We start from the raw sequence: 26,834 nt of genomic DNA on the forward strand, positions 1-26,834 counted from the left end.
ATGAGCCATCAGGGCGTCAACCGGTGCAGGTCGCGCGGGAACAGCGTGACCTCACGGACGTTCTCCGCCCTGGTCAGCCGGGCCACGAACCGCTCCAGCCCGATCGCGAACCCGCCGTGCGGCGGCATCCCGTGCTTGAACGCCTGCAGGTACGAGCTGTACGCCGGCGACTCCGCCGACTCGCCCCGCGCCTCGAGCGCCGCGACGTACTCCGAGTACCGGTGCAGCCGCTGGCCGCCGGTGACCAGCTCGACACCGCGGAACAGCAGGTCGAACGAGTTCGACCAGCGCGGGTCCGACGGCTGCGGATGCGTGTAGAACGGCCGCTTCACCATCGGGTAGCCCTCGACCGCGACGAACTCGCTGCCATGCTCTCGCAACGCCCACTCGCCGACCGCACGCTCGTCGGCCGGCGCCAGGTCCGGCTCCTCCGGGTCCGCGCCGGCGATCTTCAACGCCTCGGTGAAATGCAGCACCGGTACGTCGACCGGGATCTCCGGCACCGTCACACCGAGCCGTTCGAGCGCACCGCCTGCCCGCGACGCCACCGCCGACAACATCCCGTCGATGGTGGACCGCAGTACGGCGAGCACGTCGCGGTGGTCGGTGATGAACCCGAACTCCGCGTCCAGCGACACGTACTCCGCAAGGTGCCGGACAGTGTCGTGCGGCTCCGCCCGGAACACCGGGCCGACCTCGAAGACCCGCTCGAACACGCCGACCAGCTGCTGCTTGTAGAACTGCGGCGACTGCGCCAGGTACGCCGGGCCGCCGAAGTAGTCCAGCGCGAACACGTTCGCCCCGGACTCGGTCGCCGTACCGACGATCTTCGGGGTCTGGATCTCCGTGAAGCCCTGGCCCCCCAGCGCCTCCCGGAACCCGGACAGCGCGGGCCGCGGCGATCTCCCACCCGGCTCGCACCACCGGATGCCGCAGTGCGACCGGTGCGTTGTCGAGTACGACGGGCAACCCGGCGGTGACCGTCGGCCGCCACAACTCGATCGGTGGCGTCGCCGCGGGCTCCGTCAGAAGCGTGATCACCGGGTCGACGATCTCCGCGCCACCGGGAGCCTGCGAGTTCGCGGCGACCGTGCCGGTCACCTGGACCACGGTCTCCTCGGTGAGTTCGTCCAGCTGCTCGGGCGAACCCTTGACGACGATCTGGGCCAGGCCGGACCGGTCGCGCAGGATCAGGAAGCTGACGGCGGCGAGCCGTCGTCTTCGGTGCACCCAGCCGGCCACCGTGACGGACTGGCCTACTGCTGAGGGGATCTCATGGCTGAGAATGCGCATTGCTGTTTCACCTCCAGGTCTACATCCGAACCCCGGAGGTGTGGGCGAAGGGGAATCTCGCGGTGCCACCACACCTTCACCGGACCCAGTGATGTCACGAAGGTCCGGCCTCTTGCACAGCAGTCGCTCGGGAGTGTCTTCGCCACCGCCGCACGCATCGCCTTCCCAGCTACCGGCGACTCTCTCGGACGTGCAGTACGGCGCTACTCGGTTCCGTCAACGCGAACATCATCAGGATAAAGGACGGCGGCAACTCGATTTCACCAGCGGTACTGTCACCGGCGCGACTCCGACGGCGGGATCTGCACGCTGTCCGTGTCCTCCCGGCCGCCGACCCGTGCGTGCACGGTGACGGCGTTGTCCGGGCCCTTGCCCGGGAACCAGGCGTTCCACTCCGAGTTGAGCGACTTCTTGTAGTTGTTCGTCCAGCAGGTCGCGCGGCGGATGTCGCTGGTCCGGTCACAGGTCCAGCCGAGGTCGAACGACGGCAGGAACACCAGGTTGCGTCCCCACGAGATGTCGAGCTCGACCCGCCGTCCCTGCGCGCCGTTGACCGTCAGGAACCTGTTGTAGACAAAGGGGTTCGGGTCCTGGCCCGGCGTCGGCGTGAGGATCTGCAGCAGCGAGTCGTCCTGCTGTACGGCCGGCAGCACCTCCGAGTCCGTGTCGCTGACCAGGTCCGCCTGTGCCTTCACGGTGAACGTCCGCGCCGCGGCCGACGACTTGTCCGGTACGTCGAAGTCCGCCGCCAGCGGAGCGGGCTTGTCCGGGTTGGCCGCCGTACACGTCGAGGTTGTCTGCGAGCACTTCCAGCCGGCCGGGTTCGCGGCGATCGGCCACTCCAGGGCGTCGCCGTACGTGATCTTCAGGGTCACGCTGGTCCGGCCGGCGTGCGGGGCGACGGTGAGGATCCGGTGGTGCACGTCCGGGTCGGCCTTGCCGTCGAGGATCTTCAGCAGGTTCTCGTCGGTGCTCGGCTTGGGCTGCACGGTCGCCGCGGCGGAGTCGTACAGCCGGCCGGTCTTGGCGCTGACGGTGAACGTGCGGTCCGCGGCCGAGCCGCCGGTCGGGGCGGTGAACGTGACCGGCATCGGCTGCGGGGTCGCGGAGCTGACAGCTGTACAGCTGCCGGTCGCCTTCACACACGTCCAGCCCGGCGGGTTGGTGGTCAGCGGCCAGGCGAGCTCGGCGCCGTACGTGAGCTGGATCACCACCGGGTTCGGGTTCTTGGCCGGGGGCTTGATCGTGATCACGAAGTTGACGCCGGAGTCCGCGCTTGCCGACGCTGCCTTACCTTGCAGCGCAGGAGCGCCGCCGCCGTGCGGCATGCTGATCGTCACCATGCCGGGGTAGTGGATCGGCGTGGTCGGCGTCGGCTTCGGCGGGGTCGGCGTACTCGGTGGGGGCGTCGGCGTCGGCACCGGAGTGGTCGGCGCGGTCGTAGGTGCCGTCGTAGGTGCCGTGGTCGGGGCGCTTGTCGGTGCCGTCGTCGGGTTGGACGCCGGTGGCTGCGTCGGTGGCTTCACCGTGGGCGGCTTCACCGTCGGCGGCTTGACCGGCGGGACTGTCGGGTTCGCCGGTGGTTGCGTCGGCTGCGTGGCCGGCGGCTTGGTCGGCTGGTCGATCGCGGCCGGGGGAGTGTGGTTGCCGGTCAGCGCCATCGCCGCGAGCACGGCAGCGACCGCGACCACCACGACGGCGCCGGCGCCGACGGCGGTCCGGGTGCTGTTCTCGGTGACCTTCTTCCAGCCGGTGACGAAGAAGCCGACCAGGCCGACCTTGGTGCCTGAGGCAACGGCCAGGTAGCCGAGGCCCGCAGAGCCCAGCAGGGCCGGGGCGAGCAGCGCCGGCAACGCACTGTTGACCTCGACGAGCTCGAGGTAGACCGCGGTGCACTTCACGCAGTCGTCCATGTGTTCGCGGACGTTCCGGTTCTCGCGCTTGGTCAGGCCGCCGCGGACGTACGCGCCGAGGCGCTCGGTCGTCCAGCGGCAACGGTCACCGGCGACGTCGGCCAGGTGCTGCTGCAGGTAGGCCTGCCGGAGGCCCTCGCGGGCTCGGTAGGCGAGCGCGGAGACGCCGTTCGCGGTCAGGCCGAGCAGCGGCGCGATCGCGGCCGGCTTCTCGCCCTCGACCTCGGTGTGCCAGAGGACCGCCTGCCAGCGCTCCGGGAGGCTGGCGAACGCCTTCGCCGCCGCACCGCTCTCGAACCCGGTGACGGTCGGGTCGTCGAACGTCTCCGGCTCCCGCTCGTACGACGCGATGTCGTCGGTGGACTGCACCTTTTTACCGGAGCGGATCCGGTCGACGTGCACCCGCCGTACCGTGGTCAGCAGGTAGGCGCGGAAGGAGACGTCCGGCCCGCCGCCCGCGCGCAGCGCGTCCAGCACCTTCGCGAACGCGTCACTGGCCAGGTCGTCGGCGTCGTTGGCCGGCACCAGTTGGCGGGCCATCCGCTCGGCGGCGTGGTGGTGCCGCGCGTACAGCTCGCCGTACGCCTCCAGGTCGCCGTTGCGGACGCGAGCGATCAGCTCCGCGTCGCTCGGTGCATCCGGCTGGCCTTCCGGCGTCTCCATTCATCTCCCCCGTGGGCTCTGACTAACTCTGCGTACGGCGACGTGACGGACCGTCACGTGCTGCCGGAGACAAGGCTCCCACGTAGGACGGATCGGCGCACCTTCCATGACGCGGAAACTGTGCCTCTTTCCTTACGAGATCACCAGTGCAGAAGTTACGCCAAAAAAATTCTCGGAAATCCGCGTCATGAACTCCTCCCGGGTCTGTCTCTTCGGCGTACGACGCTTCCGGCCGACCGGTCGGGAGACTGACGGGACAACTGAGGAGGGCCATGTCGCTGTTCGCGGACATCCGCCGACGGTTCGACCTGCGGCCCGGCAAACCGTCCCTGAACCTGGCGGGGTCGCCCGCCCGGATCGCGCCGGAGGCGTCGTCCATCGATCAACCGCGCGGCTGGAGGGAGCCGCACGGCACAGCTGGTACCGACCACAGCGCCTATCTCGCGATCGCCGAGGCGCTTCGGGACGGTGCCGATGTCGTGCCTGCATCGGACGAGACCGGACGCCGCCTCGCGGCCGATGGTGTCTCGCTGGTGGAGGCACTTGATGGGCTGAGTGCGTTGTACCGCTCGATCGCCGGGGGCGAGCCGGCTTTCGCGGCGGTACGCGCACTCAGTTCCAGCTGGGCCGAGGCATCTCTTGTCTACCTGCACTCGCTGTCCTGCGAGGACCCGCTGACCGGGCTGTCCAGCCTGGCGCACCTGCGGTCCCGGCTCGGCGAGCTCTACCGAGAGGCGGAACTCCGTGGAACTTCCGTACCGCAAACCCACGCACTGGTGGTTGTCGAGCCGCTCCATCCCGAGGGCACATCGCCGTTCGACCGCGAGCTCCGGCTCGTCGACATCGCGGAGTGCCTGCGGATCGTCTTCTGCGGCGGTGACGTACTGGGCCGCGTCGGCTCACACCGCGCGGCGGCGCTCGTCGGCCGCGACCCGAACCTGCCGGAGCAGGTCGCGACGGTACGAGCCCTGATCACCCAGTGGCGGCTGGACACCGACGTACCGCAGCTGGCCCGGATCTGGATCGAGGGCCTGCCCGGTAGCGACGCGATGGCCGGCCGGCTGCTCGACGAGCTGGCCAGACCGTGACGGCCAGACCCTAGGACCTGCGTCCGGCCGCCAACAGGGGGGCGGCCGGGCGCACCAGACCGGCGGCGGATCGCCTAACACGGGGTGGGCGATCCGCCGCCGCTTGTCTTGAGCAAGAGCTCGACGAGGTCTTCGTAGGTCATCCCGGCGCCCTGCGCGGCGACCCTCGGCCGGTGGCTCGGGCTGCTCCGCCGTGTTGTAGACCACCCGCGCCCGTGCTCACTTACTACTGCTGGTAGCTGTCCAGGAAACGGCCGATGCGACGGATCGCCACCTCCATGTCGCCCGCCTCCGGAAGCGTCACGATCCGGACGTGGTCGGGCTGCGGCCAGTTGAACCCCGTGCCCTGGACGATGTGGATCTTCTCCCGGAGCAGCAGGTCGAGCACGAACCGCTCGTCGTCCTTGATCCGGTGCACGTCCGGATCGATCCGCGGGAACGCGTACAACCCGCCTTGCGGTTTGACGCAGGACACACCGGGAAGTTCGTTCAGGGTCTGCCAGGCGGTGGTCCGCTGCGCCTCGAGCCGGCCGCCGGGCCGGACCAGTTCGTCGATCGTGTTGTCGGTCAGCGCGGCCTCGATCACGTGCTGGGCGAGCGCGTTCGGACACAGGCGCATCCCGGCCAGCATGGTCAGGCCCTCGAGGTAGTTGGCGGCGGCCGGACGGGGTCCGGAGACGATCAGCCATCCGGCCCGGAAGCCAGCGATCCGGTGGCTCTTCGACAGCCCGCCGAAGGTCAGGCAGACGAGGTCGGGGGCCAGCGCTGCGAAGTGGTGATGCGTCGCGCCGTCGTACACGATCCGCTCGTAGATCTCGTCGCTGAAGACCATCAGGCCGTGCCGGCGGGCCAGTTCGGCGATCTGCCGGAGCACCTCGGGGGAGTAGACCGCCCCGGTCGGGTTGTTCGGGTTGATCACCACGATCGCCTTCGTCCGCGCGGTGATCTTCGCCTCGAGGTCGGCGAGGTCGGGCTGCCAGCCGGCGGCCTCGTCGCAGAGGTAGTGCACCGGCACGCCCCCGGCGAAGCGGGTGACGGCGGTCCAGAGCGGGTAGTCGGGGCTTGGGATCAGTACTTCGTCACCGGTGTCGACCAGCGCCTGGATGGCCATGCCGGCCAGCTCGGAGACACCGTTGCCGAGGTACACCGACCGCTCGTCGAGGCCCTGGAAGCCGCGGTCGGCGTAGTACTCGGCCACCGCCTGCCGGGCCGAGGTGATGCCCCGTGCGTCGGTGTAGCCGTGGGCCTGCGGGAGCCGGGCGATCAGGCCGGCGAGGACCGCGTCCGGAGCAGCGAACCCGAACGGCGCCGGATTGCCGATGTTGAGCCGGAGGATGCTGTGGCCGGCGGCTTCGAGTGCGTTGGCCTGCTCGACCACCGGGCCGCGGATCTCGTAGCACACGCCGGTCAGCTTGCTGGACTGCCTGAACTCCATGGGCGGCATCGTACTTGGTTATTCCAAGTACGTGCTTGGGAGGTCCAAGCTATGGTGGAGGGCATGCCTCGCCGAAGCTATGCGCAGTACTGCGCTGTCGCCCGTGGACTCGACGTGGTCGGTGAACGTTGGACGCTGCTGATCGTCCGGGAGTTGGCGTTCGGTCCGCGGCGGTACACCGATCTGCACGCCGACCTGCCGGGAATCAGCACCGACGTACTCGCGGCCCGGTTGAAGGAACTGGAGGCCGACGGGGTCGTCGAGCGCCGGACGTTCGCGCCGGCGGCGCCGGTGCGGGTCTACGACCTGACCGATCGCGGGCGGCTGCTCGTACCGGTGGTGACGGCGTTGGCGGCGTGGGGGAGTCCGTTGCTCGCGGCGCATCAGGAGACGGATGCGGTGCGGCACCACTGGTACCTGCTCCCGCTGGCCGCGCTGGTGCGGGATGCCGCCGCCGGAGCAGGTGGTGTGGTGGAGCTGCGGGTCGAGGGGAGCAGTTGCCGGCTCCAGCTCGCGTCGATGACCGTCGTACCGGACGAGGCGCCGGACGTGGTGGTCACCATCACGCCGAAGATCGCCGACGAACTGCTGGCCGGCCGAACGACCCTGGCCGCTGCGATCACCGACGGCCAGGTGCTCGTCGAAGGCTCCGGCCCCGTCGCCGACCGCCTGTCCCGTTAGGGAGTCTCTGGCAATTACGGCACCACGACGACGACCGGGGCGTCCTTGCGGCAGGTGAGGCGGTGGCCGAGCGAGCCGGTCAGGCGGTGCCAGCGCTTCGCCGAGCGGCCGACCACGACCAGCCGGGCGTCGACCTCCCGGGCGACGCCGGACAGCGTCCCGATCGCGTCGCCGAACTCGCTGACGAAGCTCAGCTGTACGCCGGTCTCGTGCGCGCGGCGGTCCGCTTCCGCCTCGATCTCGTCGGCCAGCTCGCGCCGGCTCTCCTGCGCGGCGCCGTAGTCGTACGGAACCCCGAGCGCGGCGGTCGGATCGGAGTACGGCATCACGTAGACCGCGACCAGGCGGCCGTTGGTCCGCAGTGCCTCGCCGGCTGCCCAGGCGAAGGCGTCCCAGCTGGTGCCGGAGCCGTCGAGACCGACGACGATCGCTGGTTCGCCGAGGTGTCGGTTCAGCGGGAGGGGAGTGCGCCGGGCTTCGGCGTCGTAGTTCATTCTGGTCACCTCTTCGGCAACGGGGTGCGGCTGTCCTGGTCCTCGCCGGCCAACTGGATCAGGCGGAGGAGTGCGGGGGTGGCGTCGTGGAGCGCGTCGGCGTCCTGGTCGTCGAGCTTGTCGATCAGGTCGGCGATGGTGGAGGCGCCCTCGGCCCGCATGTCGCGGAGCCGGCGGCTTCCGTCGGTGGTGATGGCGACGAGTACGACCCGGGCGTCAGCGTCGTCCCGGCGGCGCTCGGCCAGGCCCTGGTCTGCCAGCTGGGTCACCAGCGCGGTCATCGACGGCTGGGTCACCTCTTCACTGACGGCCAGGTCGGTGAGCCGCCGCGGGCCGGTGCGCTCCAGCGTCGACAGCACCGAGGCCGCGGTCAGGCTCAGCGTCCGCGGTCGGCGCCGGATCGCGACCGTCGCCAGCCCGAACAGCGCCTCGCCGATCGTGGCGGTCCGAGTACTCATACGACAAGTATAGGCACAATTATATAGATCGGACTATGTGACCTGCCCGGAGTCGATGCGGGTGTCTAGGCTGACCCCATGTGCGGTAGGTATGCCTCCAGCAGGGCCCCGTCGGACCTCGTCGCCGAGTTCGAGATCGAGGCCGGCAACGTGCGCGAGTCGGTCGAGGAGCTCGGCGAGAACTACAACGTCGCGCCGACCAACCAGGTGATCGCGGTGGTCGAGCGCAAGGACCGCGAGCAGCCGGACACCACGGTCCGGAAGCTGACCACGGTCAAGTGGGGGCTGGTGCCGTCCTGGGCGAAGGACACCTCGATCGGCAGCCGGCTGATCAACGCCCGGATGGAGACCGTCGCGGAGAAGCCCGCCTTCAAGAAGGCGTTCGCCACCCGGCGCTGCATCCTGCCCGCCGACGGGTACTACGAGTGGTACACCGCCGAGGAGAAGCTGAACGGCAAGCCGGTCAAGCAGCCGTACTTCATCCACCCGCCGGACGGCAGCGTGCTGTCGATGGCCGGGCTGTACGAGATCTGGCGGGACAAGTCGGTCGCCGACCCCGACCAGGACGCGGCCTGGCTGTGGACGTGCACGGTGCTGACCACCTCGGCCACCGACGACCTCGGCCGGATCCACGACCGGATTCCGCTCCTGGTCGAGCGCGAGCGGTACGACGCCTGGCTGGACCCGCTGTCCTCGGACCCCGACGACCTGCTCGAACTGCTGGTCCCGGCCGCACCCGGCCGCCTCGAGGCGTACGCCGTCTCGAAAGCGGTCAGCTCGGTGAAGAACAACGGCCCGCACCTGGTCGACCCACTCCCGCCCGACGGCGACGACCCGCAGGACGCCCCGACCACACTCTTCTGAGTTTCGTGCCCGCGGTTGTGCGGAGCTGATGACAGGATGGGGCGGGTGACCGACGAACGGATTGTGCGGACGCCGCACGGCGAGGCCCGGATCGTGGCGCACCGCGCCCGCCGCCCGGTGGCGACGCTGGCCCTCGGTCACGGCGCCGGGGCCGGCATCGAATCGGGTGACCTCGCCGCGCTGGCGAGCCGGCTGCCGAAACAGGACATCAACGTGTTCCTGATCGAACAGCCCTGGCGCCGCGCCGGCAAGAAGCTTGCACCGGCGCCCAAGGTGCTGGACGAGGCGTGGATCGCGATCATCGGGCAGCTCCGGGTCCGGACGCCGCTGGTGATCGGCGGGCGGAGCGCCGGCGCCCGGGTGGCCTGCCGTACCGCCAGTAGTTTGGGTGCTTCCGGCGTACTGGCCCTGGCCTTTCCGCTGCACGCACCGGGGAAACCCGAGAAGTCCCGGGTCGACGAGCTGCGTGGCGCCGGGTTGCCGACCCTCGTCGTACAGGGGGAGCGGGACCCGTTCGGTACGCCGGAGGAGTTCCCGCCGCTCACCGAGATGGCCGTCGTACCGGACGCCGACCACTCCTTCAAGGTGCCGAAGCGGGCCGAGCTCGACCAGCAGGAGACGTACGACCTGCTGGTCGAAGCTGTGTTCGAATGGGTCAGTCGCGAGGTGTCCGGCTGACCCTGGGGAATGCCCCCGTGGCCGGGCGTGTTGTGACGAACATGATGGCGACGAGAGAGGCACCGGCGCGGACTTCTGGGAAGACCCCGGTATTCTCGATCACGATGCCGACTCCCACCACGACCGAGACACCCGAGCAGCGCACCGCGCGGTTCGAGCGCGAGGCGCTGCCGTTCCTGGACCAGATGTACGCCGCGGCGATGCGGATGACGCGTAATCCGGCGGACGCCGAGGACCTGGTGCAGGACACCTTCGCGAAGGCGTACAGCTCGTTCCACCAGTTCACACCGGGCACCAACCTGAAGGCCTGGCTGTACCGGATCCTGACGAACACCTTCATCAACGGATACCGGAAGCGTCAGCGGCAGCCGACGCAGTCGCCGACCGAGGAGATCGAGGACTGGCAGCTGACCGCCGCCGAGTCGCACACTCCCGGTGGGCTGAAGTCGGCCGAGGCGGTCGCCCTCGAGCACCTGCCCGACTCCGACGTGAAGTCCGCCCTGCAGGCCATCCCGGAGGACTTCCGGCTGGCCGTGTACCTGGCCGACGTCGAAGGCTTTGCCTACAAGGAGATCGCCGAGATCATGGGCACACCGGTCGGCACCGTGATGTCGCGGCTGCACCGTGGCCGGCGCCAGCTCCGTGAGCTGCTCGGCGACTACGCCCGGGACCGCGGCCTGATCCCGGACGACGAGAGCAAGGACGCAACCGCCCCGGACGACAGCACGGACGCGACCGCGTCGGTGTCCAGCACCGGTGAAGTTGCGGAGAAGGAGGAGTCGTGAGCTGCGGCGAGCACCACGACGTCGACTGCGGAGAGATCCTGCAGCGGGTCTACGTCTTCATCGACAACGAACTCGCGGACGCCAGTTCCGACGAGATCCGCCAGCACCTCGAAGAGTGCGCCCCCTGCCTCGACGAGTACGACCTGGAACGCTGCGTCAAGAAACTGGTCCACCGCTCCTGCGGCTCCGACCACGCCCCCGACGCCCTCCGCCAAAGAATCCTCCTCCGCCTAACCCAAATCCAAATCGAAACGACCATCACCACCACGGACTGATTCGGCCCAGCTCAGATCACGTAGGCAACGATCTCGTAGCTGTCGATTTCGCCGCGATGAAGCTTTTCCAGTAGCTCGCGGGCGTCCTTGTAGTAAACCTCGGAGCCATTCCTGAGCGCCGTGAGTGCAGCGTTCAATTGCTCGGCAGCGGTGGAGCGATCGCCACGGGCCGCGGTGATTCTGGCAAGTTCGACATACAGCCGGCCCTCGCGCTCGACATCCCGGGACACCCGAGCCGTCTGCAGGCCGGCCTCGATGTGGGCGGCCGCGGTGCTGAACTTGCCCTGGGCGGCGTGCGCGATGGCGAGCAGATGGTGGCTCTCGGCCTGGAACGTGGAGTCGCCTGCCTGCTCGACGACGTACAGGGCCCGCCCCGCCATCCGCTCGGCGTCCTGATACCGCCCCACCTGGACGTGGACGAAGGCGGCATTGAGGTACCGCTTGAAGATCCCTCGCGTGTCGTTGGCCCGCTCGGCCAATGCGATGCCCTCGGCAAATGCTTCGTCGGCCGCGGCGAAGTCGCCGGTCCGGTCGTAGAGCCCGCCGACCGCGGTGAGCGAGACGCCCTCCAGAGTCGGGTCCTGGATGGTACGACTCAGAGCGAGGGCAATCCGGCCGTAGGCCAGCGCATCCTCGATCTGTCCTTCCAAGCCGAGCAAGTAGGCCAGCGACGACGTGCAGCGTGCCTGGCCGAAGAGGTCGTCGACCTCCGAGAACATCTCCAGCGCGATCTGAATCTGGGCGACCGCCGCACCGACGGCGCCGGATTCCGCATCCGGGATGGCGCCGTCGTGCTGCAGCCAGGCGGCGGTCCCGGGTCGATCGTGCCGTTGCGCGAGCTCGATGGCGCCGGCGCCCAGCTCGCGCATCTCCTGCCAGCGTCGACGGGACTCGTGATAGCCGAAAAGGGCGAGCGACAGCTCTGCGAGCAGCACACTGCTCGCCAGGCTGGTCTGTCGCGCCTGCCGGAAGCGGTCCATGAGGTTCCGCTGCTCCGCGTCCAGCCAGCGCAGACTCGCCTCCCGGCTGCTGAATGTCGGTAGCAGGCCGCTGCTGCCGACAGTCCCCAACGGGAGTCGCGGGTTGGCCGGATGCGTGAGCGATTGGCAGATCCAGGCAGCCTCGGCGTACAGCCGGAGAACGCGAGCGAGGCCCTTCTCGCGCTCGAACTGGCTCAGGGTCTGGTTGGCGACCTCTCGGCCGTAGGCGCGGATCAGGTCGTGGAACCGATAACGCGTCGGGGCAACGGACTCCAGCAGGTTGAGGTCGACGAGGCGCTCGACGATGGCATTCGCACGGCGCAACGGGAGCTCGAGCAGCGCGGCGGCGACACCGGTGGTGATGTCGGATCCGTCCGGGATCGCCAGCCAGGGCAGGGCAGCCGCTGCCTGCCGATCGAGGTCTCGGTCGCTGGTCTCCAGGAACTGGACTGAGCTTGCGATGCTGGCGCGGACCCCTGTTTCGTCGGAGCCGAGGCTGTCGAGCCGACGCCCCTCGTCCTGCAGCAGTTCGACGAAATGCTGGATGGGCCAGGTCGGCCGGGTCGCCAGCCGGCCTGCGACGAGCCGGATTGCCAGCGGCAGGCGGCCGGAGTAGGAGGCCAGGACGCGAGTGGCGTCGGGCTCCGCCGCTACCCGGTTCTGCCCGACCACCCCGGCCAGCAGGTCGACCGACTCCGACTCCGACAGCGCGTCGAGAAGGATGTGCCGGGCGCCGTGCAGGTTGGCCAGCGAACCGCGGCTGGTGATGATCGCCGCGGATCCCGCATGACCGGGCAGCAACGGCAACACCTGGGCGACGTCCGCGACGTTGTCCAGCAGCAGGAGCACTCGCCGGCCGGCGAGCTGGGAACGTAACAGGGCAGTGGCCTCGTCGACGTTGTCGGGGATCGAAGCGACGTCGGAACCGAGCGAGCGCAGCAGGTGACGCTGGGCGTCCGTCGGAGTCATCGGCTCGCCGGGACCGTAGCCGCGAAGGTTCAGGTAGAGGTGGCCGTCCGGGTAGCTGTCGGCCAGCTTGTGTGCGGCGTGGACGGCCAGTGTGATCTTGCCGATGCCGCCCATCCCGGTGATGGTGACCAGCCCGACGGCCGACGGATCCCGAAGTACAGAAAGGATTGCGTCGATCTGGGCGGATCGGCCGGTGAAGTCCGGGGCCGCCGGAGGTAGTTGCCAAGGGGTCGGGACCTGGTCGGCTGCGGGGTCCTTCGGCGGCGTTCGTGGTGTGCCGAGCTTGCCGCGGGCAATTGTGCGGAACTGGTCGGCTTCGGTGGGTGTGAGGGCCAGTGCCTGGGTCAGGGCCCGGACCGTGTCCGCGCGGGGGCGGCTGCGGGTGCCGCGTTCGAGGACGCTGATCGCCTGCTCGCTGAGGCCGGCGCGCTCGGCGAGAGCGGCCTGGGTGAGCCCGGCGCGAGCACGGAAGGTACGGAGCAGCTCGCTCAGTGTCGGCGCAGCCGGCTCGCTCACTCCCTCACCCTCCTTGGATCCCTGACCCGATATCGGTCAGTACCGGAAACCTCCGGACCCAACTGTAGGGGGATCTGCCGACGAGCGGTGGCCGTTGTCCACAGGTCCGCCGAGTCTGACCGCGAATACCCAACGGTCGTTTGAAGGATCGCATTCAGTATGCGGCCGGAGACTCTCCGAATACAGGACCTCTGTTTAGCTGGTCTGCTGTAAAGCTGTGACCAAATCGCAAAGACCCCGGATTTCTCCGAGGTCCTCGCTGTCTGTAGCCGCCTGAGTCAGGCGTTCGGGCGCTTGCCGTGGTTAGCGCCCTTCTTCTTGCGTGCACGGCGCTTCCGGCCAGTCTTTCCCATTCCTAAGCCTCCTTGAAACAACTGCAAAGAGTCACAGTCTCTCATACCACAGCCGCTCCCGTCGTAGTCGGCGGCCAGTCGCGATCGGGCTTACAGTGTTTCGGCGCAGCAGGTAAGAGCAAAATACCTATGAGTCAGCGACTTGCTGTCTGGCCCCCTACGCCCCGCTTGATCTGCGGGGCGTAAGACTGCGAACGCTGATAGGAGGTGACGTATCATGAGCGGCGACTTCTGGGACTGGTGATCCGGCATTCCGGACGGAAGCAGGGTGGTCGAGGCATGAGGCACCGAGCTCTTCGTGTCTTCGTCTCTGCTGCATCCCTTCTGGCCGTCGGCATCCTTGCGCTGGCTGTTACGCATGTCACGGACATCTGGACGCTGTGCGCACTCTGTCTGTTGATGCTGATCGGCGGCTTTCTCCGGTTCTCTGTCGGAAGTAGTTATCTCGCCTCACTGGACTCTGTTGTCCTGATGACGGTCTATGTCATCAGCGGTCCCTGGGCAGCTGTCATCGCCGCCGCGGTTGCGTACCTGCCGCAGCTTCGCCGGCGATTGCCGTGGGAACGCCGGACCTTCAATGTCGCCCAGCGCGTCCTGTCTACCGCGGCCGGTGGTATCGCCTACTCGCTGGCGAACGGCCCGATCGGGGACACGGCACTCGACCACGAGTTCCGGGCGATCGCTGCCACCATGGCTGCGACTATCGCTCTGCACATCGCGAACGCGGCGCTGGTATGCCTCGTGATCTGGATCGACGGCAAGGCCAGCCCTCTCGATTTCCTCCGCCAGGTCGTCGTTCCGACCTTCCTGCCGATGGCGGGTTACGGCTTTCTCGGCCTGCTGCTCGCGGTCGTCTGGCTCGGTGGGCTCGGGCCGGTGGCCGGTCTGCTGGTCCTCGTGCCGTTGCTGTTCGCCCGCTGGGCCCTGTCGCAGTACGAGGTCGAGAAGAACGCCCAGGCCGCGACGCTACGCGCGTTCATCCAGGTCATCGAGACCAAGGATCTCTACACCCGCGGTCATTCCGAGCGGGTCAGTGAGGGCGTCGGGATGCTCGGCCGGCACCTCCGGCTGCCACCCGATCGGCAGGCCGCGCTGGAGAACGCCGGCCTCCTGCACGACGTCGGCAAGGTCGGCGTACCGACCAGGATCATCCGCAAGCCGGGGAAGCTCGACGACACCGAGATGGACGCCATCCGGCTGCATCCGGCGCGCGGCGTCGAGCTGATCGGGAACATCCCGTTCCTGGAGGAAGTGAAGTCCGCGGTGCTGCATCACCACGAGAAGTACGACGGCACCGGTTACCCGGCCGGCCTCAGCGGCCCCAACATTCCGTACTTCGCCCGCATCATCGGCATCGTCGACGCCTTCGACTCGCTGACCTCGACCCGGTCGTACCGGCCGGCACGGACCGTGAACGAGACTCTCGCGATCCTCACCAACGACAAACTCACGCACTTCGATCCGGCGCTGGTCGACGCCTTCGTCGACGTGATCAGGCGGGACGGCTGGACAGCGCCCGTCACCGAGCAGCCCGCGCCGGACGTCACGGTCCAGATGGCCGTCGACCACGACGACCTCAGCCTCGGGAGCGGCGGCGGCGCGTCCGGGACTGCCGCGGGGCCGCTGTGACGAGCCAGGACGCGGCCGGCGACCTCGGCGTCCGGCGGATGGGCAGCGGCGTCGTGATCGTGGTGGCCGGGCTCGGGCTCGGGCTCGTCTCCGGCGTGCTGACCGCCCGCGAAGGCGTCAGCGAGTGGGCCTTCGCGCTCACCTTCGGCGCCCTGATCGCGATCGGCGAGATGGTCCAGTTCTACGTCGACCGGACCCGCAATCGAGCCCCGATCGCGACCAGCGCGGCGCTGGCGTACGCGATGCTCCGGGGCCCGTCGCTGGAGACGCCGCCGAGCGTGGCGCAGATCATCGTCGTCACGACGCTGGCGACCATGATCGGGATCTGCCCGCGGGCGATCGCGGGACTCCGGTGGGACATCGTCGTCTCCAGCCGTCGTGCACTGTCGGTCGCCTGTACCGCCTTGGTGTTCTCCGCCGTGATCCCGACCGACCTCGGCTGGAACGGTTCGTGGCGGCACGCGGCGCCGTTGTGCCTGGCAATGCTCCTCGGCGTCCTGACCGCCGGCATCGTGGACGCGCTCGTCGGGGCTGGGCAGTCGACCGAGATGGAGAACAAGCCGTTCCCGGCGGCGCTGCGCGACGAGCTGACGGTCATGGGGCAGATCGGGATGGCTATGGGTCTCGGCGGCGTACTGCTGGCCGCGGGGACTTCGTTGCTGGGTCTGTGGGCCGTCCCGCTCGTTGTGGTGCCGTTGTTGCTTACGCAGTTTGCGTTTCGGCGGTTTGCTTCGGCGCAGCGGACTTACCGGACGACCGTGCGGTCGATGGCTCGGAGTACGGAGATCGCCGGGTTCAGTAGTCCCGGGCAGAATGCGCGGACGGCTTCGCTGGCGGTGGCTATTGGCAACGATCTGGGGTTGACGCCGGCGCGGATGGAGGCCCTGGAGTATGCCGCTTTGTTGTCGGGGGTGGGGCAGCTGGCGTTGGCGGATCCCAGTCCTGGTGGGGCTTCGTTGCTGAGGACTCGGGAGGAGCGGCAGCGGGCGGCGGAGATCGGGGCGGCGGTGATCGAGCGGTCGGGGGTGCTGGATCATGTGGCGGAGATCGTGCGGCACTCCAACGATCCGTACCGGCACGGGCGGGCGAACGACTCGTCGATTCCGGTGGAGAGCGGGATCGTGAACGTCGCGCTGGCGTACGAGCAGCTGGTGGGGGAAGGGTCGGGGCAGTCGCCGGACAAGGCGATGGAGTCGATCGGGCTGGGGATCGGGGCGGAGTACGACCCGGTGGTGGTGGAGTCACTGCGGCGGGTCGTCGGGCGCGGCTTCCGATTCTGAAGGTCCTGAAGACCGTGAGGCTGCCGACAGTTCGCGGTCGGCCTCGGGGGAGAGGTGCAGCAGGGCGGGGGTGCCGGCGCACGGTTCGAGGTCGTCCCAGATCGGCGCGGTCGTTGCCGGTACGCGGCCGGTGGCGCCCATCCCGGCGTACAGCAGAAGCCCGGCGCCGGCCGCGATCAGCAGGTCGCCGGGGCTGATCGCCTGCCCGAGCCCGGGAAGGGCCACGGGTACGACGTCGCCGAGCCAGGGCAGCCGGGTCGACGTACCGGCGAGCTCGTGACGGGCGTCGGCGATCACCGCGCCGCCGATGCCGGCGCGTTCCAGCGCTCGCAGCGACACCGGCATCGCGCCGTTCAGCGCGACCACGACGGCGTTGCAGAAGAACCCCAACGCCAGCAGGCCGACCCCGGGATGCCGCAGGTTCAGCCGCAGGAAGACCGCGATGCAGACCGCGGATCCGATCAGGCCGACGGGGTACGCCGTACCGCCGAAGAGCGAGCCGAGCAGTTGGCCGATCGCTGCCGCGGCGAGCCAGTGCAGGCCGCTCAACGTCTTGCCGGCCAGGTTGCCGAACCGTCCGCCGGTCGCGAGCGCCGCCCCGGCAGCGAGAACCATGACGAGGAGGACCAGCAGCACGGGTGTGATTCTGCCGAATCAGCGGCCCGAAACCGGGCAAGCTGACCCCGCAGCGTGTCGACTTAACCGCAAAAAGTAGCGGCGGCCCGGGACTCCCGGACCGCCGCCGTCACTGCTGTCAGGACTTCGCAGGTTCGATCACGTCGGCCACGCCCGGGTCGCCCCGGTCCGCGGTGTAGTCCGACGGGTGCGTGGTGTCCTGCCCGTCCGCGACCTTCGCGGCCCGCAGTACGAACGTCAGCACCACGACCACGATCACGTTGATCACGAACGCGGTCAGCGCGATGTACGCCGGCGTGTGGGTGAACGGGATGTTCGCCAGCGATCCGCCGAAGTGCTTCTTGGTCGCCGGGTTCACCACGTTGTACGCCGACACCGTGCCGAACACCATCGCCACCGCCCAGCCGGCCAGCAACGCGTACCGGTGGAACCAGCGGGTGTAGAGCCCGACCACGATCGCCGGGAACGTCTGCAGGATCCAGATGCCGCCGAGCAGTTGCAGGTTCAGCGCGATCGTCTTGTCCATCCCGAGCACGAACACCAGCGCGCCGACCTTCACCAGGAGGGAGGCGAGCTTGGACACCTTGGCTTCCTGTGCCGGCGTGGCGGAAGGCTTGATGAAGGCGCGGTAGATGTTCCGGGTGAACAGGTTCGCCGCCGCGATCGACATGATCGCCGCCGGCACCAGCGCGCCGACCGCGATCGCCGCGAACGCGATCCCCGCGAACCAGGACGGGAACTCCTGGTCGAACAGCCGCGGGATCGCCAGCTGCGGGTTCGCCAGCCCGTCCAGGCCCTTCACGTTGACGTTCGCCTTGATCGCCATGAAGCCGAGCAGGGCGAGCAGCCCGAGCAGCAGCGAGTACGCCGGGAGGATGGCGGCGTTGCGCCGTACGACGTTCCGCGTCTTCGTCGACAGCACGGCCGTCACCGAGTGCGGGTACATGAACAGCGCCATCGCGGAACCGAGGCCCAGCGTCCAGTAGGACACGTAGCCCGCGTCGGTCGGGATGAACGACCCGGTCGGCTTGCCGGTCACCTGGTTCGGCTTGGCCATCTTGTCCTGCGCCGCGTGGAAGATCGCGTCCCAGCCGCCGAGCACGTGCGGCAGGTAGAAGATCGCGACCAGGATCACGATGTAGATCAGGAAGTCCTTGACGAACGCGATCATCGCCGGTGCCCGCAGCCCCGACGAGTACGTGTACGCCGCGAGGACGGCGAACGCGATCAGCAGCGGGAGGTCCTTGGCCAGCGTGTTGTTGCCGCCGAGGCCCATCGTCTCGAAGACGGCCTGCATGCCGACCAGCTGCAGCGCGATGTACGGCATCAGGGCCAGGATGCCCGTGACCGCGACCGCCAGCGAGAGCAGCTTGCTGCCGTAGCGCCCCTGCACGAAGTCGGCCGGCGTCACGTACCCGTGCCGGTGCGAGACCGACCACAACCGGGCCATGAACACGAACACGATCGGGTACGCGACGATCGTGTACGGCACCGCGAAGAACCCGCTGATCGCACCGGTGGCGTACATGGCCGCCGGTACGGCGATGAACGTGTACGCCGTGTACAGGTCGCCGCCGAGCAGGAACCAGGTGATGAAAGTACCGAAACCGCGACCGCCCAGACCCCACTCGTCGAGGGTGTCGAGGTTGCCGGTGCGCCGCCAGCGAGCGGCCATGAAGCCCATCGCGGTAACGCCGGCGAAGATCACCACGACGATGATCAGCTGCACCCAGTCGACCTTGGTGTTCACTGGTCACCGTCCTTCTCCGGGTCGCCCAGGCCCTGCTCGGCCCGGCGTCGGCGCTCCTCGGCGCGGAGCAGGCGGTAACTGATGCTGACCAGGATCGCGGACAGGAAGACCCAGAGCAGCTGGTACCAGTAGAAGAACGGGAAACCCCACAGGTGCGGGTCCTTCTTGGCGTACGTCGGCACCAGGAGCGGTACGACGACAGCCACCACCAGGAGTACACCGGAGATCCAGTACACGGGTCTGATCGCGGACAATCGGGACACTGCAAACCTCCTCGGAGGGGACACAGGCGCAACGGAGCACGCTACCGTTCGTCCGGACAAGCGACCAGACCATCGGGTGTGTGCATGGGTAACGAAAAGGCATGGTTCGTACGGCGGCTCGTGCTGTCCGTACTGTTCCTCGTCGTCGTTACCGTGCCGCTGTTTCCGGAACTGTTCGGGCTCGACGAGCTGACCCCGTTCACGCAGGTTGCCGCGTTCCGTCCGCAGGCCGTCGCGGTCGTGCTGGTGCTGGCCCTGCTGATGCTCGTACGGCGGGGCTGGCGGATCGCGGCGGGGTTGATCGGCGTACTGGCGTTGATCGGTGCGGCACTGACCGCGCCGCGGCAGTTCTCCGCCGCGCGACCGGCACCGGCCGGGTCCCGGGTGCTGACGATCATGGTCGCGAACGTGTTCGGCGGCGGCGCCCGGGCCACGGACGTGGCGCAGCTGATCCGGGACCGGAAGCCCGATCTTGTGTCGTTGCCCGAGGCACAGGCCGACGTCCGCGAGAAGATCCGTGCGCTGCTGCCGGACCAGCAGTACAAGGGATATACGGACCAGCCGAGCAGTGCCGCGCCGAGTGCGACGAGTGTGCTGGTGTCACCGGCGCTCGGCGGCGTCGCGTTCGCCTCCGAGCCCGGGACGACGTTCGGGAACATCGTCGTGACCGGTGGGAACCTCGGGGCGGTCCGGTTGATCGCGTACCACGGCTACCCGCCGCTGCCGGACGCCGTGGCGACCTGGGCACACGACCTGCTGAAGGTCCGCGAGTGGTGCTCGCAGGATCCGCCGACGGTGATCGCGGGCGACTACAACGCGACCGTCGACCATGCGTACTTGCGTTCCGCGCTGGGCGGTTACTGCCGCAGCGTCGGGCCGTCGGTCGGTGGTGGGCTGGACGGCACCTGGCCGGCGGATCAGCCCGCCGTACTGCGGACGCAGATCGATCACGTCGTGGTGACGAGACAGTTCGAGCCGGGGACCTTCACGACGTACTCGATCCACGGAACGGACCACCGGGCCGTGGTCGCGACGATCGCGCTGAAGACCTAGGACGTCGCCGCGGGCCGGTAGATGTACGGCTGCGAGGCCTGCACCGCTTCGGTCAGCATCAGCAGCAGGTCCGCGCGGGCCTCGATCGGGCGGCCGAACAGCTCGTCGTCGCCGGGAATCGGGAAGCCCTTGACCCCGATCGCGAGCTGGCTGAGCAGGACGTGCAGGACGCCGCGGGCGTTGAACACGTTCGGCGACGGCCACTCCGGGAGCGTCTCGTGCATCAACGGCTGCTGCCCCGCGGTCGCCGCGATCGGCTTCAGCCAGCGCTCGAGCTCGTCGCTGGTCAGCATGTTCCGGTGCAGGACCGTCATCACCGCATGCGCCACCCGGTCGTGCTCCTCGTGCACCCAGCGGTACGGCGTGTCCTTGACGATCCGGTCCGCGAGCACGTCGAGCAGTGCCCGCAGTACGCCGGCGTCGCAGTGCCGGGACCGGGCCAGCGCGCCGATCGCGTCGGCGCCGTGGGCAACGGCATGCGCCCACCCGCAGTCCTGCACGTAGCCGCGCAGGTCGCGCTCGCGCAGCAGCCAGGTCGCCAGCCGGTCGCCCCAGCGCATCACCACCTCGTCGTGCACCAGGAACTCGGCGTTGTCGCGGTGGATCACCTCCGCCAGCGTCAGCGCGGTGAACGAGCGCCGGAAGACCGTGTCGGTACCGTCCTCACCGAGCCCGTAGTTCAGTCCGGCGCACAGGCCGTCCCCGAAGCCGGGCAGCAGATCGTCGTACACCCCGCGCTCGAGCCAGGTGGCGAGCGTCGGGTAGGCCAGGGCGTCACGGACCTGCGGGTTGGTGCTGGCCAGACCGCGGACCAGCTCCTCGGTGAGCTCGGTCAGCGTACGGTCGTGCGGTACCGCGTAGTCCGCGGCCATCACGTCCTGCCAGTACGTCGACTCCACCCGACCATCCTTTCATCTGTCGCTGTTCAATCAACACCCACACACGCCAACTTGTCGAGCGGACCACTAGTCGGCCTGGTATAAGCGAATCGGTAGCATCGGACCGTGCCGTCTTTGACCGATGTGGCGCGCAACCACACCACGCTCGACCAGGCCGACCTGGACCGTCTGCAACTGCTCGTCTCGGACTGGCAGATGCTGGCCGACCTGTCGTTCGCCGACCTGGTGCTCTGGCTGCCGGACACCGAGGGGCTGGGGTTCTGGGCGGGTGCGCAGATGCGCCCGACGACCGGACCCACGGCGTACCTCGACGACATCGTCGGCAGCTTCATCCCGCGCGGCCGCCGGCACCTGCTGGACCAGGCGTACGACGGCGGCCGGATCTGCCGGGAGGGCGACCCGGAATGGCGCGACGACGTACCGGTCCGGGTCGAGACGATCCCGGTCCGCCGGGGCTCCCGGGTGATCGCGGTGATCGCGCGGAACACCAACCTGCTCGGCGTCCGGACCCCGTCCCGGCTGGAGATCGCGTACCTGCAGAGCGCGACGGACCTGGCCCGGATGATCACCGACGGCATCTTCCCGTACGGCGGCGAACGGCTGCTGTCCACCACCCCACGGGTCGGTGACGGCTGTATCCGGGTCGATCGGCACGGCATGGTGACGTTCGCCAGCCCGAACGCGTTGTCGGCGTACCGGCGAATGGGGCTGGTGACCGATCTGGTCGGCTCCCGGCTGAAGGACATCACCGCGGAGCTGCTGCATTCCGGACGCAAGGTCGACGACGTGCTCGCGTCGGTGGTCACCGGGCGGGCCGCCAAGGAGATCGAGATCGAGAACGCCGATGCGACGCTGTTCCTGCGGGCGATCCCGCTGCGGGCCGACGGCCAGCACGTGGGGGCGCTGATCCTGCTCCGGGACGTGACGGAGCTGCGCAGCAGGGAACGGGAGCTGGTCACCAAGGAGGCGACCATCCGGGAGATTCATCATCGCGTCAAGAACAACTTGCAGACGGTCGCCGCGTTACTCCGGATGCAGGCCCGAAGGATCACGGTGCCGGAAGGACAGGACGCGCTCGCCGAGGCGGTACGCCGGGTCGGGTCGATCGCGATCGTGCACGAGACGCTGTCGGAGTCGTTCGACGAGCACGTGGACTTCGACGACGTCGCGGACCGGGTCGGGGCGATGGTCGCGGACGTGTCGACGGTCGCGACCACGGTGGAGACGCGCCGCAGCGGGTCCTTCGGCGTACTGGACTCCGAGGTGGCGACGCCGCTGGCGATGGTGCTGACCGAGCTGATGCAGAACTCGGTGGAGCACGCGTTCGGGGCACGGGACTCCGGTGCGGCGAGCGGGACGATCGAGCTGGTCGCCGAGCGGGCGCTCGGCCGGCTGCACATCGACGTACTCGACGACGGCTTGGGCCTGCCGGCGAACTTCGACACCGAACTGTCCGGCAATCTCGGCCTGTCCATCGTCCGCACGCTGGTGATCGGCGAGCTGGACGGAACGCTCGAGTTCGGCCCTCGCCACGACGGCAAGCCCGGCACCCAGGTCACCCTGGACATCCCGCTGAAGGACTGACCCGTTACGTCCGAAGATCTGAGGGCGCGAACCCTCACATCTTCGGACGTAACGGGGAAACACAAAGGCCCCGCGGTGGGTTCCGCGGGGCCTCGAAGAGGACTTGATCAGGCGGTGCGGATGCGTTGCCGGGCGTTGCGGCGCTTCAGCGCACGACGCTCGTCCTCGCTCAGGCCGCCCCACACACCGTGGTCCTGGCCGGCTTCCAGCGCCCATGCCAGGCACTGCTCACGCACGTCGCAGCGTCGGCACACCTGCTTGGCCTCCTCGATCTGCATGATCGCGGGCCCGGTGTTGCCGATGGGGAAGAACAGTTCCGGGTCCTCGTCGAGGCATACGGCCCGGTGGCGCCAATCCATGGCGGATCCCATCTCTCTCAGTAGTTGACGTATGCTGCCGGGTAGGTCTGTGCCCGATCAGCGGTGCTGTACTCGTCGGTTCGTGAGGCACGGGGTTTGGTGCCGCGTCTTGTTGTGAACGCTTTCACGAACGAGACCATGTTCCCAATCTTGGCGGATCGAAACAAGGGTTATTGAGTTGTCGATCCGATCACAACGCTTCCTTAACACTCCGAACCGGCACGCAGCGGCTCTCTCCATCCGGTTATCGGACGAAGCGGCCCGTCTGCAAGTACCCGTTCACTGCAGGTAACCGTTCCAACCATCTTTTGGTTACGCAGAACCTCAAATCCCTGTGGGGCAGGAGGTCCGGACTTCCCCGGGGCGGGCACCTAGGGGGCCAACCGACACCCCTATGCTGGCGAAGTGCCGACCGACTCCCCAGTTGCCGCCGTCCCGAGACCGCTCAAGTTAGCTGCGGCAGTGGTCGCTGTGGAAGGGGTTGTGCTCATCGTTCTCGGAATTGCCCAAGCCTTGACGGTCAACAGCTCCCGGCTGGTGCTCGGACTCACCACCACCGGCTTCTTCCTGGTGTACGGCGTGGGCCTCGTCTTCGTCGCCGTCCGAGGTCTCTGGAAGGCCGCACGCTGGAGCCGCGGGCCGACGGTGTTCACCCAGCTGATCCAGCTCCTGATCGCGTACAGCCTGTGGGACGGCGGATCCAAGGCCGTCGCCGCCGGCCTCGCCGTACTCGCCGTCGCGATCCTGGTCTGCGTTTTCCAGAAGGCCTCCACCGAGGCCCTGACCGCTGGTGACTCCAACGATCACGTGCTTTAGCGTTACTCCTTGAGCAGTCCCGTCCGGAGTTCGGTGAGGGTCCGGGCGAGCAGCCGGGAGACGTGCATCTGCGAGATCCCGATCTCCTCGGCGATCTGGGACTGCGTCATCCCGCGGAAGAACCGCAGCGTCAGGATCCGCTTCTCCCGGGTGTCCAGCTGGGCCAGCAGCGGCTTCAGGGACTCCCGGTACTCGACGCTCTCCAGCGCCTCGTCCTCGCCGCCGAGCCCGTCCAGCACAGTGGTCGCGTCGGTCTCGTTCTGATCGGGAGCGTCCAGGGACAAGGTGTTGTACGCGTTCGCGGACTCCAGGCCCTCGATCACCAGGTCCGGCGACAGCCCGAGCCGGTCGGACAGCTCCGCCACCGTCGGCGCCCGGCCGAGCTCCTGGGTCAGCTCCGCGGTCGCGGCGGTCAGCGACAGCCGCAGCTCCTGCAGCCGCCGCGGCACCCGGATCGCCCAGCCCTTGTCCCGGAAGTACCGCTTGATCTCGCCGAGGATCGTCGGCGTCGCGTACGTCGAGAACTCCACCCCGCGGTCGGAGTCGAACCGGTCGATCGCCTTGATCAGCCCGATCGTCGCCACCTGGACCAGGTCGTCGTACGGCTCGCCCCGGTTCCGGAACCGGCGGGCCAGGTGCTCCACCAGCGGCATGTGCAGCGCGACCAGGCCGCCGCGCGCCACCGGGTACGCCGGGTCGAGTGGGCCGGCGGCCATCTGCCGGAACAGGTCCGCGGTCCGGGTGCGTAGATCTGGGGACTCTTGGGCCTGTTCGTCACTCACAGGCTCTCCGTGGCGGTGGCGGTGGCCGTCACGGTGATCGTCAGCCGGCCGTCGATGGTCTCCGCGGCGGCCGATTCCACGAGCGCGGTCAGCACGGTCCAGCCGAAGGACGTGGTGTCCGGCCGCCAGCCGTTCGGTACGACGGCACTCGTCCGCACCGTCAGCTGCGGCGGCGCGATCTGGAACACGCACTCCAGCACCCCGTCCGCCGACTGCGGCAGCAGCAGCGCGCACGCCTCGTCGACCGCGATCCGCAGGTCGTCGATCGCGTCCAGCGTGAAGTCGTTGCGGGCCGCGAGGTTACCTACCACCGACCGCGGTACGGCGATGTACGCACTGTCCGCCGGGATACTCAGGCGAACCTCGGCGGCTCCTCCAGTGCTGCTCACATCGTCTCCTGTGTTATCGGCCGGGCCTTCGGCGCCGGCGTGGTCATGGGGCTGTGACTCCCGGCCTTCCCTCGTCGCTCCGGTCGCTTCGCTCCCTGCGCTCCTCAGTCCAGGCCGGGAGGCCCCATGACCGCCCGTGGCTCGTGGTTCGACCGTACCTGCTTACGGATGTTCGTGCTCCGAGCGGAGGCGGGTGAGGAAGGCCTGGGTGCGGGAGTGCTGCGGGTTGCGGAGCACGTCGTTCGGTGATCCCGACTCGACGACGACGCCGGCGTCCATGAAGACGACGGTGTCCGCGACGTCCCGGGCGAACGACATCTCGTGGGTGACCACGATCATCGTCATCCCGTCCAGCGCCAGCTCGCGCATCACCGCCAGCACCTCACCGACAAGCTCGGGGTCGAGGGCCGACGTCGGCTCGTCGAACAGCATCAGCTTCGGCTGCATCGCCAGCGCCCGGGCGATCGCGACCCGCTGCTGCTGACCGCCGGACAACTGCGCCGGATACGCGTTGCAGCGGTCCGCGAGGCCGACCCGGTCGAGCAGCTTCATCGCCCGTTCCCGAGCGCCCTTCTTGGCCTCACCCCGGACCTGGGTCGGCGCCTCGACGATGTTCTCCAGCGCGGTCTTGTGCGGGAACAGGTTGAACCGCTGGAACACCATCCCGATCTCGCGCCGCTGCGCCGCGATCTCCTTGCTCTTCAGCCGGTACAGCTTCCCGTTCCGGTCGGCGTACCCCATCAGCTCGTCGTCGACCCAGATCCGGCCGCCGTCGATCGTCTCGAGCTGGTTGATGCAGCGCAGGAAGGTGGTCTTGCCGGAGCCGGACGGGCCGAGCAGACAGACCACCTGGCCGCGTTCGACGTCCAGGTCGATGCCCTTCAGCACCTCGTTGTGGTGGAAGGACTTGGTCACGTTGACCGCGTGTACGAGCCCTTTGGTCAACGGCTTGGCCGGCTCAGCGGCCGCAGCGGCTGTCATCACGCACCTCCCGCGCCTGCGGGCCGCGCGGCCCGCGGGGTCTTCGTGGTCCCGAAGCCGCGGCCGAAGTGCCGCTCCAGGAAGTACTGCCCGACCATCAGCACACTCGTCGCGGCCAGGTAGTACAGCGTCGCCGCGACCGCGATCGGGAACGTCTTGTAGAAGTTGCTGCCGATCGACTGCAGCTGGTAGAACAGCTCGCCGATCACCGGCACCGCGACCAGCAGCGAGGTGTCCTTCAGCATCGCGATGGTCTCGTTGCCCGTCGGCGGCACGATCACCCGCATCGCCTGCGGCAGCACGACCCGGCGCATCACCTTGCCGCTGCTCATCCCGAGTGCCTGGGCGGCCTCGGCCTGCCCGGGGTCGACGCTCATGATCCCGGCCCGGGCGATCTCGGCCATGTACGCCGCCTCGGAGAGGCCGAGCCCGATCACACCGGCGATCAGCCCGGTGAACACCTGATTGGCGTCCAGGTTCAGGAAACGCCAGTCACCGGACAGCCCGAACCAGCCGATCAGCTTCCAGTCGAACGGGAAGCCGACGGAGATGCCCTGCGGGAACAGGATTCCGAGCGTGCCCATGGTGAACAGCAGGATGTACCGCGGGATGCTCCGGAAGAACCAGGTGAACACCCACGACACGCCGGCCAGGATCGGGTTGTCCGACAGCCGCATCACGGCCAGCAGCACGCCGCCGCCGACGCCGACGACCATCGACAGTGCGGTGACCAGCAGCGTGCCCTTCAGGAAGCCGTTGATCACCGGCTGCTGGTTCATGGCCTGGAAGACGAACTTCCAGTCGAAGGCGCTGTTGGTCACCAGCAGGTGCAGCAGCATCGCGGCCAGAACCGCGATCATCGCGATCGCGACCCATCGGCCGGGATGCCGGACCGGCACGGCCTCGATCGCGCCCGGCCGGTCAGGAGCGGCGTCCTGCGGCCGTGCTTCGGTTTCGGTGCTCATGTC

At 68.6% G+C, this 26,834-nt stretch carries 27 protein-coding genes and 1 pseudogene; 11 read left to right on the top strand and 17 right to left on the bottom strand.

Annotation, left to right across the window (positions count from 1 at the left end):
* Positions 1 to 8 precede the first annotated feature (8 nt).
* The 3 genes and pseudogenes from aspS to JOF29_RS08405 all read right to left on the bottom strand — a co-directional run bounded on the left by aspS (position 9) and on the right by JOF29_RS08405 (position 3,869).
* Positions 9 to 929, bottom strand: coding sequence for an aspartate--tRNA(Asn) ligase (gene aspS / locus JOF29_RS08400; protein WP_307863545.1), 921 nt, complete (start codon positions 927 to 929; stop codon positions 9 to 11).
* Positions 930 to 1,089: 160 nt separating this feature from the next.
* Positions 1,090 to 1,293, bottom strand: a pseudogene (locus JOF29_RS42855) (OB-fold nucleic acid binding domain-containing protein); the annotation flags it as partial.
* Positions 1,294 to 1,568: 275 nt separating this feature from the next.
* On the bottom strand, positions 1,569 to 3,869 hold the full coding sequence (locus JOF29_RS08405) for a sigma-70 family RNA polymerase sigma factor (protein WP_209693653.1): 2,301 nt from the start codon (positions 3,867 to 3,869) through the stop codon (positions 1,569 to 1,571).
* A gap of 272 nt (positions 3,870 to 4,141) precedes the next feature.
* Between JOF29_RS08405 and JOF29_RS08410 the strand changes: the two genes are divergently transcribed.
* Positions 4,142 to 4,957, top strand: coding sequence for a hypothetical protein (locus JOF29_RS08410; RefSeq protein WP_209693654.1), 816 nt, complete (start codon positions 4,142 to 4,144; stop codon positions 4,955 to 4,957).
* A gap of 226 nt (positions 4,958 to 5,183) precedes the next feature.
* Here JOF29_RS08410 and JOF29_RS08415 read toward each other — a convergent pair whose 3' ends face one another.
* Positions 5,184 to 6,392 carry a pyridoxal phosphate-dependent aminotransferase gene (locus JOF29_RS08415; protein WP_209693655.1) on the bottom strand — a complete coding sequence of 403 codons (1,209 nt, stop codon included), beginning with the start codon at positions 6,390 to 6,392 and terminating at the stop codon, positions 5,184 to 5,186.
* A 63-nt stretch (positions 6,393 to 6,455) separates the two neighbouring features.
* Here JOF29_RS08415 and JOF29_RS08420 point away from each other — a divergent pair, with 63 nt between their 5' ends.
* Positions 6,456 to 7,073, top strand: a complete 618-nt coding sequence (locus tag JOF29_RS08420) for a winged helix-turn-helix transcriptional regulator (protein ID WP_209693656.1) — start codon at positions 6,456 to 6,458, stop codon at positions 7,071 to 7,073.
* A gap of 14 nt (positions 7,074 to 7,087) precedes the next feature.
* On the opposite strand, the gene JOF29_RS08425 is transcribed toward JOF29_RS08420, so the two are convergent.
* Positions 7,088 to 7,567 carry a universal stress protein gene (locus JOF29_RS08425; protein ID WP_209693657.1) on the bottom strand — a complete coding sequence of 160 codons (480 nt, stop codon included), beginning with the start codon at positions 7,565 to 7,567 and terminating at the stop codon, positions 7,088 to 7,090.
* Positions 7,568 to 7,572: 5 nt separating this feature from the next.
* A complete protein-coding gene (locus tag JOF29_RS08430) occupies positions 7,573 to 8,025 on the bottom strand; it encodes a MarR family winged helix-turn-helix transcriptional regulator (RefSeq protein ID WP_245357504.1) in 453 nt (150 codons plus the stop codon).
* A gap of 78 nt (positions 8,026 to 8,103) precedes the next feature.
* Here JOF29_RS08430 and JOF29_RS08435 point away from each other — a divergent pair, with 78 nt between their 5' ends.
* The 4 genes from JOF29_RS08435 (at position 8,104) to rsrA (ending at position 10,627) form a co-directional block, all read left to right on the top strand.
* Positions 8,104 to 8,889, top strand: coding sequence for an SOS response-associated peptidase (locus JOF29_RS08435; protein ID WP_209693658.1), 786 nt, complete (start codon positions 8,104 to 8,106; stop codon positions 8,887 to 8,889).
* Positions 8,890 to 8,925: 36 nt separating this feature from the next.
* Complete coding sequence (locus JOF29_RS08440) at positions 8,926 to 9,567, top strand: alpha/beta hydrolase family protein (protein WP_209693659.1); 642 nt, start codon at positions 8,926 to 8,928, stop codon at positions 9,565 to 9,567.
* A gap of 104 nt (positions 9,568 to 9,671) precedes the next feature.
* Positions 9,672 to 10,352: a sigma-70 family RNA polymerase sigma factor gene (locus JOF29_RS08445; RefSeq protein ID WP_245357505.1), complete on the top strand. Its 681-nt coding sequence runs from the start codon at positions 9,672 to 9,674 to the stop codon at positions 10,350 to 10,352.
* Positions 10,349 to 10,627, top strand: a complete 279-nt coding sequence (rsrA, locus tag JOF29_RS08450) for a mycothiol system anti-sigma-R factor (protein ID WP_209693660.1) — start codon at positions 10,349 to 10,351, stop codon at positions 10,625 to 10,627. The genes JOF29_RS08445 and rsrA overlap by 4 nt, the downstream gene beginning before the upstream one ends.
* A gap of 11 nt (positions 10,628 to 10,638) precedes the next feature.
* On the opposite strand, the gene JOF29_RS08455 is transcribed toward rsrA, so the two are convergent.
* Together JOF29_RS08455 and JOF29_RS45895 are read right to left on the bottom strand one after the other, a co-directional pair.
* Positions 10,639 to 13,092: an XRE family transcriptional regulator gene (locus JOF29_RS08455; RefSeq protein ID WP_209693661.1), complete on the bottom strand. Its 2,454-nt coding sequence runs from the start codon at positions 13,090 to 13,092 to the stop codon at positions 10,639 to 10,641.
* A 278-nt stretch (positions 13,093 to 13,370) separates the two neighbouring features.
* On the bottom strand, positions 13,371 to 13,445 hold the full coding sequence (locus JOF29_RS45895; RefSeq protein WP_369759046.1) for a 50S ribosomal protein bL37: 75 nt from the start codon (positions 13,443 to 13,445) through the stop codon (positions 13,371 to 13,373).
* A gap of 471 nt (positions 13,446 to 13,916) precedes the next feature.
* On the opposite strand from JOF29_RS45895, the gene JOF29_RS08460 reads away from it, so the two are divergent.
* Positions 13,917 to 15,074 carry an HD-GYP domain-containing protein gene (locus tag JOF29_RS08460; protein ID WP_245357506.1) on the top strand — a complete coding sequence of 386 codons (1,158 nt, stop codon included), beginning with the start codon at positions 13,917 to 13,919 and terminating at the stop codon, positions 15,072 to 15,074.
* A complete protein-coding gene (locus JOF29_RS08465; protein ID WP_307863212.1) occupies positions 15,071 to 16,354 on the top strand; it encodes an HD-GYP domain-containing protein in 1,284 nt (427 codons plus the stop codon). The genes JOF29_RS08460 and JOF29_RS08465 overlap by 4 nt, the downstream gene beginning before the upstream one ends.
* Here the strand turns inward: JOF29_RS08465 and JOF29_RS08470 are convergent.
* The 3 genes from JOF29_RS08470 to JOF29_RS08480 form a co-directional block, all read right to left on the bottom strand.
* A complete protein-coding gene (locus JOF29_RS08470; RefSeq protein ID WP_307863213.1) occupies positions 16,316 to 16,990 on the bottom strand; it encodes a DUF5317 domain-containing protein in 675 nt (224 codons plus the stop codon). The genes JOF29_RS08465 and JOF29_RS08470 overlap by 39 nt on opposite strands.
* A 118-nt stretch (positions 16,991 to 17,108) precedes the next feature.
* Positions 17,109 to 18,740: a monocarboxylate uptake permease MctP gene (gene mctP / locus JOF29_RS08475; protein WP_425557266.1), complete on the bottom strand. Its 1,632-nt coding sequence runs from the start codon at positions 18,738 to 18,740 to the stop codon at positions 17,109 to 17,111.
* Positions 18,737 to 19,003: a DUF3311 domain-containing protein gene (locus JOF29_RS08480; protein ID WP_209693663.1), complete on the bottom strand. Its 267-nt coding sequence runs from the start codon at positions 19,001 to 19,003 to the stop codon at positions 18,737 to 18,739. Before JOF29_RS08480 ends, mctP begins: the two co-directional genes overlap by 4 nt.
* A gap of 84 nt (positions 19,004 to 19,087) precedes the next feature.
* On the opposite strand from JOF29_RS08480, the gene JOF29_RS08485 reads away from it, so the two are divergent.
* Positions 19,088 to 20,056, top strand: a complete 969-nt coding sequence (locus JOF29_RS08485) for an endonuclease/exonuclease/phosphatase family protein (RefSeq protein ID WP_209693664.1) — start codon at positions 19,088 to 19,090, stop codon at positions 20,054 to 20,056.
* Here JOF29_RS08485 and JOF29_RS08490 read toward each other — a convergent pair.
* On the bottom strand, positions 20,053 to 20,955 hold the full coding sequence (locus tag JOF29_RS08490) for a DUF2785 domain-containing protein (protein ID WP_209693665.1): 903 nt from the start codon (positions 20,953 to 20,955) through the stop codon (positions 20,053 to 20,055). The two genes, JOF29_RS08485 and JOF29_RS08490, sit on opposite strands and share 4 nt — an antisense overlap.
* Before the next feature lie 105 nt (positions 20,956 to 21,060).
* Here JOF29_RS08490 and JOF29_RS08495 point away from each other — a divergent pair, with 105 nt between their 5' ends.
* Complete coding sequence (locus JOF29_RS08495; RefSeq protein WP_209693666.1) at positions 21,061 to 22,539, top strand: sensor histidine kinase; 1,479 nt, start codon at positions 21,061 to 21,063, stop codon at positions 22,537 to 22,539.
* Between the two features lie 107 nt (positions 22,540 to 22,646).
* On the opposite strand, the gene JOF29_RS08500 is transcribed toward JOF29_RS08495, so the two are convergent.
* On the bottom strand, positions 22,647 to 22,898 hold the full coding sequence (locus tag JOF29_RS08500) for a WhiB family transcriptional regulator (protein WP_130383822.1): 252 nt from the start codon (positions 22,896 to 22,898) through the stop codon (positions 22,647 to 22,649).
* Between the two features lie 483 nt (positions 22,899 to 23,381).
* Between JOF29_RS08500 and JOF29_RS08505 the strand changes: the two genes are divergently transcribed.
* The gene (locus tag JOF29_RS08505) at positions 23,382 to 23,714 is read left to right on the top strand and encodes a DUF1266 domain-containing protein (protein ID WP_209693667.1); all 333 of its coding nucleotides are present in this window, start codon (positions 23,382 to 23,384) and stop codon (positions 23,712 to 23,714) included.
* Between the two features lie 2 nt (positions 23,715 to 23,716).
* On the opposite strand, the gene JOF29_RS08510 is transcribed toward JOF29_RS08505, so the two are convergent.
* The 4 genes from JOF29_RS08510 to JOF29_RS08525 form a co-directional block, all read right to left on the bottom strand.
* Complete coding sequence (locus JOF29_RS08510) at positions 23,717 to 24,496, bottom strand: RNA polymerase sigma factor SigF (protein ID WP_209693668.1); 780 nt, start codon at positions 24,494 to 24,496, stop codon at positions 23,717 to 23,719.
* Positions 24,493 to 24,885, bottom strand: coding sequence for an ATP-binding protein (locus JOF29_RS08515; protein ID WP_209693669.1), 393 nt, complete (start codon positions 24,883 to 24,885; stop codon positions 24,493 to 24,495). The genes JOF29_RS08510 and JOF29_RS08515 overlap by 4 nt, the downstream gene beginning before the upstream one ends.
* A 162-nt stretch (positions 24,886 to 25,047) precedes the next feature.
* The gene (locus JOF29_RS08520) at positions 25,048 to 25,866 is read right to left on the bottom strand and encodes an amino acid ABC transporter ATP-binding protein (protein ID WP_209693670.1); all 819 of its coding nucleotides are present in this window, start codon (positions 25,864 to 25,866) and stop codon (positions 25,048 to 25,050) included.
* Positions 25,866 to 26,831: an amino acid ABC transporter permease gene (locus JOF29_RS08525; RefSeq protein ID WP_209693671.1), complete on the bottom strand. Its 966-nt coding sequence runs from the start codon at positions 26,829 to 26,831 to the stop codon at positions 25,866 to 25,868. Before JOF29_RS08525 ends, JOF29_RS08520 begins: the two co-directional genes overlap by 1 nt.
* Positions 26,832 to 26,834: the final 3 nt, after the last annotated feature.

The sequence above is a fragment of the Kribbella aluminosa genome (genome assembly GCF_017876295.1).
GTDB lineage: Bacteria > Actinomycetota > Actinomycetes > Propionibacteriales > Kribbellaceae > Kribbella > Kribbella aluminosa.